This is a genomic window from Massilimicrobiota sp. An105 (assembly GCF_002161155.1).
Lineage (GTDB): Bacteria > Bacillota_I > Bacilli_A > Erysipelotrichales > Coprobacillaceae > Allocoprobacillus > Allocoprobacillus merdigallinarum.
The window spans coordinates 50,681-65,364 of sequence record NZ_NFLY01000003.1; the positions used below are offsets into that span (position 1 = coordinate 50,681).

The following is a 14,684-nucleotide window of genomic DNA, read 5'->3' on the forward strand; positions in this document are numbered from 1 at the left end:
AAAAGCATAGATATGCTTTTTATAAAATAAAAATAACAATTGCCAGATAATGAAATACTGAACCCATAATGACAAATATATGGAAAAGTTCATGAAAGCCAAAATCTTTCGTTAAATTAGGTTTTTTAAAAATATAAATAAAAGCACCAATAGAATATGCAATACCACCACAGGCAATTAAGAACAAACAAGGTAAAGGAATACCTCTAAATGATTGAAAATCAAATAAGATAGACCATCCTAAAATCAAATAAATAGCTGTTGCAACTGCACGAGGTGCATTTAACCAACAGATTTTTAAAATAATTCCAATAATAGCAACACTCCACAAAACAGCAAGAAAATAATATGAATGAGGCGCAGGCATACATGCAATAACAACTGGAGTATAAGTTCCAACTATTAATACATAGATCATTGAATGATCTAATTTTCTTAAAATCGTTTTTATTCTTTGACTGCCACTAAAAAAATGATAAATTGAACTGGCACTATATAAAGCAATCAATGATATGCCAAAAATGATTCCAGCACATAAAACAGCCGGTGACGTATCTTTCTGTATTCCAATAAAAATCATAATCAATAAACCAATGAAAGATAAGCATGCCCCTATAAAATGAGTTTCACTGCTAATAGGATCCATAGCTTTCTGAAACAACTTTCTCACAATATCAACTCCTTTATATGTAGTATTTAATACTACTTTATACATCTATTATATTTTATTTTAATCATTTGTCAACGAGATATTGTTATTTTGTATAAATTCATGTATAGTTATTTATGAGGTGAGTTTATGAACAATGAAAAATTAGATATGATTTTAGATCAGATTGAAAACATGAGTCATTTAAAATCGGAAGATATACCTTCTCTTGATTTGTATATGGATCAGATTATGACTTTATTTGATATTAATCTTGCTGATAATAAGCGACATGATGATGATAAGCTTTTAACCAAAACAATGATTAATAATTATTCTAAAGAAGGATTATTAAAACCTATCAAAGGAAAGAAATATACAAAAAATCATATTTTACAAATGTTACTTATTTATTCACTAAAAAATACTATTTCTATCCAGGAAATCAAAAAGATTTTACAGCCTTTCCATGATCATATGGAAGAAATTGAACCCATTTATAATAATTATTTAAACATACAAAAAGAGTTATCTCATGATGTGACAGTTTCTATTCAAAACTTAATTAAAAATCAACACATAGATTTAGATAACTCTTACCAACTTGTTTTCATTTTATTATTAATCTGTTCTTTAAGTAATCAATATAAAATGATTGCCGAAAGAATACTTGATACTTTTTATGAAACAGATGAAGAAAAATAACCCCAAAGACAAGCTAAAGCTCTGTCCTGGGGTTTTTATTACATGAGAAAAACAATTGCTATGAAATGTAAAATACTTGCGCAATTAATGAATAAATGCCAGACAAAATGAAAATATTTTTTATGCTTAGCATAGAAGAAAACACCTACGGAATACATGATTCCACCCATAACAATAAAAAACAAAAACCAGAAAGAAGAATGAATAAGAAATGGAATAAAGATAATGGCTATCCATCCCATGACTAAATAAATAGTCGTAGATAAAACGGGAAAAGATCGTTTCGCAATAGCTTTCAATAAAATTCCAGCTAAAACTGCAGACCATTGAATAACTAAAATTAAAATACCAACCCAGCCTTGAACGACACATAAAGCTACGGGTGTATAACTTCCAGCAATCGCTAAATAGATGCAGATATGATCTAATTTTCTAAAGACATATTTCTGTTTAGAATCATAAGCCATACTATGATATATTGTTGAAATCAAAAACATTAAAAATAAACAAATAACAAAAATAGAAACACCTACACTACGAACAACTCCACCTTTAATATATGAATATACAGCTACAAAAGGCAAGGATAATAAACATAGTAAAGCCATCACACCATGACTGACAGCATTTCCAACCTCTTCGCCAAAAGTTAATTTAAACATATCTTTCATTGTTTTTTCTTTCATTTCCATTAACCCCCTATCAATCAAGAATACCAACCTGTTTTAATAAGAATTGCCCATTGCTTGATTTTGATATGCCTTTTTTGATTTTATAATCAAAATATATGTGTTCATCTTCATAGTATTCATCAAAATGATAATTCTGTTTTTTAAGCTGACCTAGTTCTAAATCATGCGTTGTTAAAAAAGTATAAGCATAAGGTAAGGATAACTTTTCAATCGTTGCTTTTGCTCCGGCAATACGATCCAAAGAGTTTGTTCCTTTAAAAATCTCATCAATAAAACAAATCATTGGTTGTTTCTTATGAGAATATTCAATCATTTCCTTAATATGTAAAAGTTCTCCATAAAAAGTAGAAATACCTTCTTCCACATTATCTTTCACACGCATCGAGGTCATAATATGCATTGGAAAACAGCTCATATTTTTAGCAAAAACAAATCCCCCGGCATATGTTAAAATTAAATTTAAAGCAATAGTTCGCATAAATGTTGTTTTTCCAGACATGTTAGAACCTGTAATCACACATAAAGATTCCTGCATTTCAAAATCATTTCCAACAACATGATAAGGATCAATTAAAGGATGACGCAAATCATGGAATGATAATGTTTTCTGTTTCTGAATATCGGGCAAGACAACATCAAACTGATCCACTTTTAAAATTGCCAAGCTCATTAATGCTTCTATATGCGCTAAACTTTCAAACCATTTTGGAACAGCATGACTATATTGCTTGAGCCACTTGGCATATTCATATTGAATATAATAATCAAATAATCCTAAACCATTTAAAAATAGAAAAGCAAAAATATTTTGACGATAGATAACCTTTTGACTTATACGCGAAAGTTGTAAAATAGCCTTTATAGCATCCTCTTGATGCGTTATATTTGATTGTAATGATTTTAGATAAGATGAAGAAAATGAGTTGTTCACAATTTGTGCATAACTCTGTGCATAACTTTCCAAACCTGTGGATAAGTATGCAATTGGTTCAAACATTTCCTGATGATAACGATATTTTAAAAACGTAATACACAATTGTAAAACGACTCCTACTTCCAATATGGCTTGGCTATATGGTGTCCCCCATCCGAAACAGACACAAATCAAACTACAGCAGATAATCAAAGGTATAATAAATAGAAATCGTAATAATGTTGGAATGGACTGATTTTGAATATATGCCATCCATTTTTCAATGCCATTCTTTTTTTGTTCTGGAATCATTGAACCTAATGTTTCTAATCGAACAACAAATTCTGGCATATCTGCCAATTCTTTAACTGCTTTTTGACGTTCCATCATTTGATCATAGCTGCTATCCTGAATCAGATAATCTGCTAATTGCTTTTTCCCTTGTTGGGTAAATGCTACACAAATCATCTGATATAATGAATTTTGACCTAAAACATCCAAATCAAGGCTTTTATAGTCCTGATCACTTAAAAAAGCCTCTCCATTCTCTTCGAATTCTTTCCATTTCCCCTCTTTTCTATCAATATGACGCTTATATGTTTTCAAAAGGGATTGGATATAAAGATTTTGTTTTTTATAACGATTATGAATGATAACCATGACTATAAATCCAATAAAGAAAATTCCTGCTAAAACATAGCCAATGTTTTGCCAATAATATCCCAATAATAACAATACAATCATCACGCAAAAAAAGACAAGTCTTAACACAGCAAACATATTGCAATAACGATGAATATATTGACTCTCTTTTTTTGTATTCATATATTCTTTTTCAAAATCAATAAAACTCATAATACCTCCATAGACTGTTTTTCAAATATTACAACTTCTTCATGACCCCAATATGAACGAGCTATTTCTTTAAAGCCCATAGCTTGCCAAAAAGCCTTTCCGTTTTTATTTTGAGATAAACAAGCTAGCTGTATCGTATATTGAGAATAATTTTGACATAATCTTTGAATAATTCTTTGACCATAATGATGATGCCATAAGCTTTCTTCTATTAGAAACAAACCAATCCATAAATACGACTGATCATGTTTCATAGAAAAACGATAGCCAAGCATATAATCTATATAAGCAATCATTGTTTGATGTTCATATATTTTATAGTGAAAATGATTTCTTTCATCAAACCCTTCAGGACCTAACATATCCTGATTGATATAATCATAAGTTATTTCTTGAACATCCAATGAAAAATACGTTCTTTGACACAAATAAAACTGATAAAGTTCTTCATCACATGAATGCACTAACTGATACTTCATATTTCCTCCATACAAAGAAAAACACGACAGAAATCGTGTTATCCTAAAAACATAAAATATACAAGAACTATGATACCTAAAACAATACGATACCATCCAAAAACTTTAAAGTCATGTTTTTTAATATAACTCATTAAAAACTTAATAACAAATACAGAAACAACAAAGGCGACAACCATACCAACAATAAGAATTGTTGCTTCCTGCATTGTAAAAGACAGACCAAATTTAACAATCTTTAATAGTGAAGCTCCAAACATAACTGGAATCGCTAAAAAGAATGTAAACTCAGCTGCAACGGTTCTAGATACACCTAATAATAAAGCTCCTACAATCGTTGCACCTGAACGTGATGTTCCAGGGAAAATCGCTGCAATCAGCTGAAATACACCAATCAGTAAAGCTGTCTGAATTGTAATATTTCGTAATGAATGGATGCGACTATGTTGATGCGCATTTCTATTTTCAATCACAATAAACGCAATCCCAAAAACAATCAATGCTATAGATACTGTCTGATAATTATAGAACATTGCTTCTAGTTGTTCATCAAAGAGTACCCCAACGACTGCTGCTGGAATACAGGCTACTAATATTTTAATCCATAAGACAACCTTATCAACTTTTACATAAGATAATAAACCATCTTTAGCTAATGGATATTGATTGTCTTTTTTTCCAAAAGGAAAAAAATCATTCCAAAACAAAATAACAACAGCCATAATTGCACCCAACTGAATGACAACCTGAAACAAACTATAAAATTCTGGACTTACATCCAATTTAATAAATTCATCAAGTAAAATCATATGTCCTGTACTGCTGATAGGAAGCCATTCTGTCACACCTTCTACAATACCGAACAATATCGCTTTTAATATTTCAATCATTATTAACCCTCCTGATTGATTGTCTACTTGTATTACTATATATGAAATATACTCTTTTGTATATGCTTTTTGATAAAAATAATTATTTTCATCTATCTTTTTCTATAGATTTCGACTCAAAAGTACGACACTTTCAATATGGCTCGATACGATAGGCTGAATGTCCTTGCTATTTTTATGAGCAAGGGAACATATCCACAGCCTTTTTCGTTGTTTAGTCGTTTGTGGAAACATATCCATAAAACTGGAATTTAGCAGTTTGGCGCCGGTGCTTTAACAACAATAAACTCCAGCGTTTCTTCAGAAACATTTTTTAAGTTCATTTTTGTATGGAATGGAACTTTTAATACTGTTTCTGCCTGATATTCATGTGTTTCCTGTTCATTCAAAGTCGCTGATAATGTTCCGCGAACAACTGTAATATACACACTTTTTGCATTTGAAAAATGCTCTGGCAGACATTCACCCTTATTCAAGATCATATGCATATAGTGTATATTTTCATCAATAATTACCTTTTCAACTGTTTTTTTATTTCCTTGTGTTAATTTAAAAATTTGTTCAATCATATTTTTCCGTCTCCCTTTGTGTTTCATCAACTCTCTAAATTCATATTTTCCGCTTACGCTACAGGCGGGTCGAAATCCTCGTCCGTACACTTACGGATGATTCTCTTTGTTTTTTCAATAGGTAGAGGCACATTTTCTTCACTGAAATACTCAATATTCACTACCTCTACAACCGCCTCATGGTTATCCTTACCTGCAGGCACAAGCACGAAGTCACCAATTTCAATGCTATCATCATCTGTCAGATAATAATAACTCTTGTAACCTTCATCAAAAGTAACGCTACAAAAGATGTATTCTGATTTGCGCCGTTTTACTTTGCCATAAACTGATGGGTCAAGTATTTCTCCTAAACCATAGAAACAAATGAAGTCAAACACCGTTTTCGCAAAATCTGCGAAGTCCTCCGGCAGACCATTTTTATCGTAGCTACCCGCAATGGTAGAGCAATTCTTCGTGGTGTTCGACATAGATGTCATAAGCTGACACTCCCGGAAAAGGCTTAAAATAAGGCTTTTTTAGGCATTATTTATCTACTCTTGACATCAATACTACCGTCTCAACATGCTCAGTATGTGGAAACATATCAACTGGATAAACATCATGACTTTGATAGCCAATTTTAGCAAACATTTTCAAATCACGTGCCTGCGTTGTTGGATCACATGATACATAGACAACCTGTCTAGGCTGTAAAGTACGAATTGCTTCAATAAAAGTTTTTGTACTCCCAGCACGTGGTGGATCCATAACAACACAATCCACTTTTTGTTTTTGAATAGCCAATTGATGCATAAACTCAGAAGCATCCCCATTAACAAAATGAATATTTGAAATATGATTCATTTTTGCATTGTTAATAGCATCTTTATAAGCTTCTTTGTTGATTTCCACCCCAATAACAGTTTGAACATATTGAGCCAAAAACATTCCAATCGTTCCAATACCACAATAAGTATCTAAAATGATATCATCCTGATGTAAATTCAATAACGATAAAATGCGATGATAAAGAACTGTACACTGTTCATGATTAATCTGGTAAAATGATTGTGCTGATATTTTAAATGTTAAGCCACATAATTGATCAACAATAAATCCTTTTCCATATAGCACTTTTTCTTGTTTAGATAAAACTACACTTGTTTGTCTACGATTTGTATTTAAAACAACCGATTGAACAGATGGACAGGCTTTTATTAATTCCTGACAAAAATTTTTACTTCCCTTCATGACATGATCTGTTCCAACCAGAACAACGAGTGTCTGATTCGTCATGACTGCCCTACGTATTAAAACATGTCTTAAAAATCCTCTATTTTTCTTTTCATCATATATGGATACACGATATTTTTTGAGAATCTTCTGTATGGTCGATAAAACTTGATGTGTTTCAGCATCATGCAACAAACATGATTTCATCGGTACAATGCGATGAGATGTTTCTTCATATAAACCATATTCATATTTTTGATTAAAAGCGACAATGACTTTATTACGATAATAATATGGTTTTTCCATTCCAGCAACATCATGAACGAAATGATGAGGAAATAGTTTTTGACACTTTTCTTTTTTTATAAGCAACTGTTTTTGATAATCCATTCCAATATATTGACAGCTGCCACATTGTTTTTTGATTGAACAATCCATAAAATCCCTCTATAAAGTTGCTAAAAAGGCAACTAAACAATCATAACATCTTAAATAAGAAGCCAAATCTAATTTTTCATCAGGTGTATGAACATTTTCCATATGTGGTCCATAAGTTATAATATCTAAATCAGGAATTTTTTGTTTAAAAATACCCGTTTCTAATCCACCATGTGTTGCCTCTTCTTTTAATGTCTGATTGGCATAGGTTTGATAAAATTCTTTAAACTGTGCTCTAAAGCGTGAATGAGGATCATAATCCCAACCCGGATAATCATTAGATACCTGAATAGAAGCTCCATATAATAAAGCAATTGTTTCCAGTTGTAGACATAACTCATCACGTAAACTTTTTAAAGGTGAACGTAATGAATAATCAATTGTAAAGCTATTATCATGTGTACGTATGACCCCCATATTCAATGATAAAGTTGGTAGATGTTCAATTGCCTGTGACATTTCCAGCATTCCATTCAAACCTAAATACATAATTGAAATCATAGCTTCACTATCTTTTGCATTCACACAGACATGACATTCATCACAATGCAATTCCACATAAAATTCAGGATCACTGATTTCTAATTCCTTTCGAATATCTGCTTCGTACTGTCCAATATATTGTGCTAATTCTTCATAAGATTGCTGACTTGCAAAAGCAACTGTACACTCTCTAGGAATCGCATTGTTTTTTAATCCTCCTGTAATATCAATCAAACGAATATCCATCCCATTTTTCAATAAATGATATAAAATGCGTCCCGCAATCTTATTAGCATTTCCTCTACCTAAATGAATACATCCACCAGAATGTCCTCCTTTTAAACCTTTCACTTCCAAAACATAAACTGGAGAATGATTATCTTCACCCGTGATTTCTTTGGTAATCAAAACATCATTTCCTCCTGATGATGACACACAAGTTTCCCCTTCTGCTTCATTATCTAAATTAATTAAACGTTTAGCTTTAAGTGATGTTGTATCTAAAGCCATTGCTCCACATAGTCCAACTTCTTCTTGAACAGTAAAGACACATTCCAATGCTGGATGAGATAAACTGTTATCTGTCAACAATGCCAACATATAACATACACCACAACCATCATCAGCTCCTAAAGTTGTCTCATTGGCATGTAAAAAACCATCTTCCACATAAAGCTTTAATGGATCAGTATCAAAATTATGCTGACTTTCTTTATTCTTTTCATTAACCATATCTATATGTGCCTGCAACATGACTGGTTCATGATCTTCATAGCCTTGACTGGCTTCTTTAAACACAATCAAATTATGCATGTCATCACGCATATAACGAAGATGATGTTGTTTAGCTAAATCTTCAATATAATCCGCCAATTTTTCTTCATGGTATGAACCATGCGGAATTTGTGAAATTTCTTCAAAATAACGATATATAAGTATATTTGTATCTAATACTGACATTCTATTTTCCTCCAATCTTGTCACAATTATATCAACTTCCCTATCAGATGTCTATGCCAAAGCATTCTGCAATAATTTCATTTCATCTTCATTAAGTTGACGATATTGTCCATATTTCAATTGTTCATCTAAAACAATATGCGCAAATGCTATTCGTTTTAAACTAACAACTTCATTAGACATTGATAAAAACATTTTTTTGATTTGATGATATCTTCCTTCACATATTGTAACGAGGCAATGATAATCATCTTTTATTTCTAGCTCTGCTGGTAAACATTGATAGGTCTTATCAATCATCATCCCTTTTTGAAAAGCCTCAACATAGTTTTCCGTTATTGGCAATTTTGTCTGCACTTCATATGTTTTTTCTACATGATTCTGTGGCAATAGAAGCTTTTTAGATAAAGATTTATCATTAGTTAATAACACAAAACCTGTTGTATCTTTATCCAGACGTCCAACACAATAACAATCATCTCGATCTATTAATTCTAATAGACAAGGATATTTCTGGTCATGCGCAGCACATATATATCCCACTGGTTTATTGATCATATAATAAACAAATGGCATTGCCTCAATCACTTTACCTTGAACTCTAATTTTATCCTCTTTACAAACAAGGTAATGTGGATCTTTCACACATTGATCATTAATCATCACATAACCTTTTTTGATCAATGTTTTACATTCTTTCACATTGCCCAATTGGTTTTTCATTAAGATAAGATATAAATATTTTTTAATGGGTATTTCTTCCTCTCCAGCAATCATTGGAACGTACATTTCCATTATTTTTAATAATAACAGGTACCAATGTGCCACGTGAATACTGTGGATTGTCCTTTAAAATATCAGCTAAAGCTGATAAACGTTTATGTCCATCCACACAAATGTAATGTTGATTTTCCTGATTGACAGAAATAGGAAATGAAAAACCAATTCTTAAAACTGATTGATAAAGTGTTTGAGGATATTTTTGATAGTTAAATTCTATCTGTGATATATCTATTTTCATTATACGCATTTTGTTATCTCCTTTATTTTATTGATTATATCATTTTTTTCAAAAAAGCAAAATCTTTATCTATTTCTATTTAAACATGATATAATGTTGAATAGGGAGGTATCTTATGAATATATTATTGAGCCGTATTTTAACCTATTTAAATGGAACCCTTTTTCATGATTATAATTATAAAATTTGTACATTCATTATTTTTCATTACCTTGAAATGGAAGATATGAGTGAAGAAGAATTTTTAAAAAAAGGATGTTTTAAAAAAGAAGAATTATATTCTTTTATTGCCTTACTAGGCTTTAAAGAATATGAAGAATTTAAGGAAACCTTAGTCAATCATCATCAGACACGTCTTAATCAAATTCGTGTCAGAATGATTGGTGTTGATAGTCGTGAATTCATTGAAAAAATGGATAAAGACTGTAGTGATGATGAAATGCAAAAAATCATAAGTGATATTTGTCAAAAGCTTTATCGTGCCAAAAGAATTGTTGTATTTGGTGCTTTATATCCAATATCTATTGCTATTGAACTACAAACTGATATGATTACATTTGGTAAACCTTTTATTCAATATCATAGTTATGATCCTATTGTTATGGATGAACATGATGTGGCCATTGTTATTAGTGCAACAGGTCGATACTTAGAAGGATTTAAAAAATCAAAAGCTGATGTACATATTGATAAAGCACAGCAGATTTTAATTACCCAAAATAAAAAATATCTGAGAACAGAAACTTCACCAAATTGTAAAGTTATTTATGTTCCTGGTAAATTTGATAGTATTAATTTTAATTATCAAATTATGACAATTTGTGATTTAATTCGTCTACACTATTTTCAACAATATTACTTATAATACAAAAAGACTGTTACTCAAAACAGCCTTTTTTATATTTTATCCATTTGACTTACTTTTTATTGTAATAAGATATGATCATGATAATCATGAGTATGTTGAGTATAAAGATGAATCAAGTCTTCCACCGTTAAATTTTGTTTGCGTTTTTCATCAATGAAATCAAGAATTCGCCCTTCACTCATAATAATGATTTTTTGTCCGTATTGAATAGCATCTTCCATATTATGAGTAATCATTAATGTTGTCATCTGATTTTTTTTGACAATATTCGCTGTTAAATCTAGGACTGTCTTTGCAGTTTGGGGATCAAGAGCAGCAGTGTGCTCATCTAATAGTAAAAGCTGTGGTTTTGCATATGTTGCCATTAATAAAGACAATGCCTGACGTTGTCCTCCAGAAAGAACACCAACCTTTGTATCCATACGTTTTTCTAATCCTAATCCCAGCTCTTTCAATGCTTCCTTCATTTGTTGGCGTTGTAAGTGAGAAACTGGTTTTAATTTGAAGTAATGTCCCTGACAACCAGCTAATGCTAAATTTTCTTCAATAGTCATAGTAGGTGCTGTTCCTTTTAAAGGATTTTGAAAAAGTCTACCGATGAAGCGTGAACGTTTGTATTCTTTTAAATTTGTAATATCTTGATGATTCAAATAAATATGACCCTGAGCTGGAAGAATCGCTCCACTTATTGTTTGAAACAATGTTGACTTTCCAGCTCCATTACTACCAATAATTGTTACAAAATCCCCTTGTTGAATTTGTAAATTGACATGTGATAAAGCTTTCTTTTCATGAATTGTATCAGGATGAAAAACAACTGATATGTCCTGTAATTCTAACATACTTTTTTCCTCCTTATTTTTAATTTTGTCAAAATCAAAGCCAATACAACTAATAAAGCAGACAACAGTTTTAAATCTGTTGATGGAATCCCCATTTGTAAAGCTAAAGTGAGAATTCCACGATAAATAAATGCACCTATCGTAACTGCTAATAATTGATAATGAATCTGATCTTTTTTTATAAATGCCATTCCAATGATAATACTTGCTAAACCAATAACCATCATTCCTGTACCACTTTGACTATCCGCAAAGGATTGATGCTGAGCATATATAGATCCAGACAAAGCCACAAGTCCATTGGATAAAGATAAACCTAAAATTTTCATCAAGTCAGCATTTATAGATGAAGCTTTAACCATATCTTCGTTATCGCCGCATGCGCGCAGCGCTAAACCAAGCTGTGTTTTTAAAAAATAATAAAGAACTCCAAAAATAACAGCTACAAACATGATAATCAATAAAAACTGTGAATATGGTTCGAAATTGGTCAATGGTGTAAATATGGTTGTAGAACCGAACAATGACAAATTAGGTGAATCATTCATAATTTTTAAATTTATAGAATAAAGTCCAGTCATAGTTAAAATTCCTGCAAGTAAAGATGCAATTTTCAACTTTGTTGTTAAAAGCCCAGTCACAAGACCAGCCAGCATTCCTGCAATAAAAGCTGCACATAATGCCAAGTAAGGATGCCCAGAAAGTGTCAAAACAGCACTAACTGCACAACCCAATGTAAAGCTTCCATCAACTGTTAAATCAGGTAAGTTTAAAATCTTATAGCTCAAATATAATCCTAAAGACATAATCGCAAATATACCACCAAGTTCTAATGCTCCAATAATAACTATCATATTCATAACATGACCACCCCTCTACATCATAACCAATGAAGAATCTTGAATGATGTTTTCAGGTAATTCAACATCAATTTGTGTCATGACATCCTGATTCACATAAATCTTTAAATCATCCTTAAAAACCTTAACAGGAATATCACTTACATTTGAACCATTAAGAATTTGATCAACCATATTGGCAGTTTCCCTTCCCAATTCTTCATAGTCAATCCCAACGCTTAAAAATCCACCATCCTGTACCATAGAATCTGCTCCTACATAAAGTGGAACTTGTGACTGAATACATGAATGACTGACAACATTCATAGCACTGGCAATTGTATTGTCATTAGGAGCAAAAACAGCATCACATTGAGTTGCAAGAACATCAATTGCACTTTGAACTTCATTAACATTTGTAATAGTTGCTTCTTTAATTTCAAAACCATGCTTTTGTGCATAATTTTTAGCTTTTTGAATATTTGTTACTGAATTAGCTTCTCCTTTGTTGTAAATAACTCCTAAAGTTTTTAAATTCGGATTTATTTCAAGGGCTTTATCAAGAATCAAATCTACTTGAATCTCATCACTGGTTCCTGTTATATTTTTATCTGGTTTTTCTAAAGAACTTGTCAGTTTAGCTCCAATTGGATCACTCACTGCTGCAAAAACAACAGGTGTTGTTGAAGAAAGCGATGCAACTGACTGAGCAACAGGAGTTGCTATCGCAACAACGACATCGGGATTTTCTGATGCAAATGTTTGTGTAATACTAGCTGCAATACTATTATCCCCCTGTGCATTTTTAAAAATATATTCAATATTTTGATTATCTTGATAACCTAACTCTTCCATTTGCTTATCAAAAGCATCCTTAATTGTATTTAATGATGTGTGTTCCATATATTGAACAACAGCAACTTTTTTCACAGTTGAGTTATCACCTTGACAACCCATTGTCATTGATAATATACATATTCCTATTAATACGTTTTTTAAAATTTTTTTCATAGTCTTATCTCCTTTATTGTATTTTATTCATGTTTAACTAGAAAATAAGACACCATCGTTTCATTTTCATAAGAAAGCTCCTTTCTTATTGGCATATAAACAAAAAACACCTGTCCATCAAAGGACAGATGTTATAATCTGCGGTACCACCTTTATTGGTTATAAAAATAACCCACCTCATTAAAATGCCAACACATTTTTGCTTTGTAACGTAAGCTCACGTCGCAGGATACTCGTTACCTTTCCCCTTTGCCCTCATAGGTCCATTTACTTAACTGCCACTATCCAGCTTCCACCATCCTGGACTCTCTTTAAGTACATTTTCAAGTTTTATCTCCTACTCATTGGTTTGTTTATATCAAATTATCACACCTTTATTAAATTGTCAATATTTTTAGATAAAAAATAAATAATATCTATTTTTTTGTTAATTAAATAAACAAATAGCTGTAAAAATATAAAATATATTCTCCAAAAAACAAAGAAATAAGAATTCCCACACAAAGAAAACCAGCAAATGCGATATGATGATGGCGATGTGTTTTTTTATAAAAAAGTAAATATGATGCATAGATTCCACCCAATAAAACCGCTATCGTAAAAGCAAGTATAATCTTTATATATCCTAACATAAAGCCATTAACCATCAATAATTTGATATCCCCGCCACCAAAACTATCTGGAATCCAAAAATTGAGTAATAATAATGGCATACTTATAATCAATATACCTATCAAACGTTCCCACAATGAAACATCACTATAAGGCATTAATCCTAATACAATAAATATTTCTAAAATAATCATTTCATCAGGTATAATTTGCCATTGTCTATCTATTAATGAAATGGTTATAAAATCCATTATCAATAAAAAAAGAAGAATAGCCTTTATCACTTGGGATTCATAATAGACAAGTAAGACAAGCAAAAAACCACTCATCATTTCAAAGATAGGATAAAAAAGTGAAATGCGGTGATGACAATATCGACATCTTCCTTTTAACATCACATAACTGACAATAGGTATTAAATCAAACCATTGTAAAGGATGCAAACAATCAAAACAAAAACTTCTTCCTTTTACAATATCCAAACCAAGTGGCAATCGATCTTTACACACTTGAAAAAAACTTCCTATAACAGCACCCAAAATAAAAAACCATACATATAAAAACATCTTCATGTCCCCTTTCATAGATATTTTTATAGTTGGTTTTGTTTCATATTTCGATATTATTCTATCTTAAAATATAT

Annotated in this window: 17 protein-coding genes and 1 other annotated feature; of the genes, 2 read left to right on the forward strand and 15 right to left on the reverse strand. The window is 31.2% G+C overall.

Translation table 11 applies throughout. The annotated features are described in order from the left end of the window. Positions 1-19: 19 nt before the first annotated feature. Entirely contained in the window at positions 20-670 is a 651-nt protein-coding gene (gene trhA, locus B5E48_RS01355) for a PAQR family membrane homeostasis protein TrhA (protein ID WP_087298179.1), read from the reverse strand. A gap of 129 nt (positions 671-799) precedes the next feature. On the opposite strand from trhA (B5E48_RS01355), the gene B5E48_RS01360 reads away from it, so the two are divergent. Further along, positions 800-1,354 carry a DUF1836 domain-containing protein gene (locus tag B5E48_RS01360; RefSeq protein WP_087303814.1) on the forward strand — a complete coding sequence of 185 codons (555 nt, stop codon included), beginning with the start codon at positions 800-802 and terminating at the stop codon, positions 1,352-1,354. A gap of 38 nt (positions 1,355-1,392) precedes the next feature. Here the strand turns inward: B5E48_RS01360 and trhA (B5E48_RS01365) are convergent, their stop codons facing one another. The 10 genes from trhA (B5E48_RS01365) to B5E48_RS01410 form a co-directional block, all read right to left on the reverse strand. Further along, a complete protein-coding gene (gene trhA, locus B5E48_RS01365; protein ID WP_087244977.1) occupies positions 1,393-2,040 on the reverse strand; it encodes a PAQR family membrane homeostasis protein TrhA in 648 nt (215 codons plus the stop codon). 16 nt (positions 2,041-2,056) lie between these two features. Further along, a complete protein-coding gene (locus B5E48_RS01370) occupies positions 2,057-3,814 on the reverse strand; it encodes a MutS-related protein (RefSeq protein ID WP_087303815.1) in 1,758 nt (585 codons plus the stop codon). Continuing rightward, positions 3,811-4,293, reverse strand: a complete 483-nt coding sequence (locus tag B5E48_RS01375; RefSeq protein WP_087303816.1) for a GNAT family N-acetyltransferase — start codon at positions 4,291-4,293, stop codon at positions 3,811-3,813. Before B5E48_RS01375 ends, B5E48_RS01370 begins: the two co-directional genes overlap by 4 nt. A gap of 38 nt (positions 4,294-4,331) precedes the next feature. Further along, positions 4,332-5,183, reverse strand: coding sequence for an undecaprenyl-diphosphate phosphatase (locus B5E48_RS01380; protein WP_087303817.1), 852 nt, complete (start codon positions 5,181-5,183; stop codon positions 4,332-4,334). Between the two features lie 251 nt (positions 5,184-5,434). Further along, on the reverse strand, positions 5,435-5,752 hold the full coding sequence (locus B5E48_RS01385) for a cupin domain-containing protein (protein ID WP_087303818.1): 318 nt from the start codon (positions 5,750-5,752) through the stop codon (positions 5,435-5,437). 53 nt (positions 5,753-5,805) lie between these two features. Further along, positions 5,806-6,231 carry a hypothetical protein gene (locus B5E48_RS01390; RefSeq protein WP_087303819.1) on the reverse strand — a complete coding sequence of 142 codons (426 nt, stop codon included), beginning with the start codon at positions 6,229-6,231 and terminating at the stop codon, positions 5,806-5,808. Between the two features lie 46 nt (positions 6,232-6,277). Continuing rightward, on the reverse strand, positions 6,278-7,405 hold the full coding sequence (gene rlmD, locus B5E48_RS01395) for a 23S rRNA (uracil(1939)-C(5))-methyltransferase RlmD (RefSeq protein WP_087303820.1): 1,128 nt from the start codon (positions 7,403-7,405) through the stop codon (positions 6,278-6,280). Between the two features lie 9 nt (positions 7,406-7,414). Continuing rightward, positions 7,415-8,848: a beta-Ala-His dipeptidase gene (gene pepD, locus B5E48_RS01400; protein ID WP_087303821.1), complete on the reverse strand. Its 1,434-nt coding sequence runs from the start codon at positions 8,846-8,848 to the stop codon at positions 7,415-7,417. Positions 8,849-8,899: 51 nt separating this feature from the next. After that, entirely contained in the window at positions 8,900-9,625 is a 726-nt protein-coding gene (locus B5E48_RS01405) for a 16S rRNA pseudouridine(516) synthase (RefSeq protein WP_241146901.1), read from the reverse strand. Then, positions 9,594-9,878, reverse strand: a complete 285-nt coding sequence (locus B5E48_RS01410; protein WP_087244941.1) for a ParB N-terminal domain-containing protein — start codon at positions 9,876-9,878, stop codon at positions 9,594-9,596. Before B5E48_RS01410 ends, B5E48_RS01405 begins: the two co-directional genes overlap by 32 nt. Before the next feature lie 106 nt (positions 9,879-9,984). On the opposite strand from B5E48_RS01410, the gene B5E48_RS01415 reads away from it, so the two are divergent. Further along, a complete protein-coding gene (locus tag B5E48_RS01415) occupies positions 9,985-10,734 on the forward strand; it encodes a MurR/RpiR family transcriptional regulator (RefSeq protein ID WP_087244940.1) in 750 nt (249 codons plus the stop codon). Between the two features lie 59 nt (positions 10,735-10,793). On the opposite strand, the gene B5E48_RS01420 is transcribed toward B5E48_RS01415, so the two are convergent. The 4 genes from B5E48_RS01420 to B5E48_RS01435 all read right to left on the reverse strand — a co-directional run bounded on the left by B5E48_RS01420 (position 10,794) and on the right by B5E48_RS01435 (position 14,607). After that, positions 10,794-11,579 carry an ABC transporter ATP-binding protein gene (locus B5E48_RS01420; protein WP_087303822.1) on the reverse strand — a complete coding sequence of 262 codons (786 nt, stop codon included), beginning with the start codon at positions 11,577-11,579 and terminating at the stop codon, positions 10,794-10,796. After that, a complete protein-coding gene (locus B5E48_RS01425; RefSeq protein WP_087303823.1) occupies positions 11,573-12,439 on the reverse strand; it encodes an ABC transporter permease in 867 nt (288 codons plus the stop codon). Before B5E48_RS01425 ends, B5E48_RS01420 begins: the two co-directional genes overlap by 7 nt. 15 nt (positions 12,440-12,454) lie before the next feature. Further along, positions 12,455-13,429, reverse strand: a complete 975-nt coding sequence (locus B5E48_RS01430; RefSeq protein ID WP_087303824.1) for an ABC transporter substrate-binding protein — start codon at positions 13,427-13,429, stop codon at positions 12,455-12,457. A gap of 117 nt (positions 13,430-13,546) precedes the next feature. Beyond that, positions 13,547-13,783: a binding site (T-box leader), on the reverse strand. 77 nt (positions 13,784-13,860) lie between these two features. Beyond that, the gene (locus tag B5E48_RS01435; protein ID WP_158095628.1) at positions 13,861-14,607 is read right to left on the reverse strand and encodes a prepilin peptidase; all 747 of its coding nucleotides are present in this window, start codon (positions 14,605-14,607) and stop codon (positions 13,861-13,863) included. Positions 14,608-14,684 lie beyond the last annotated feature (77 nt).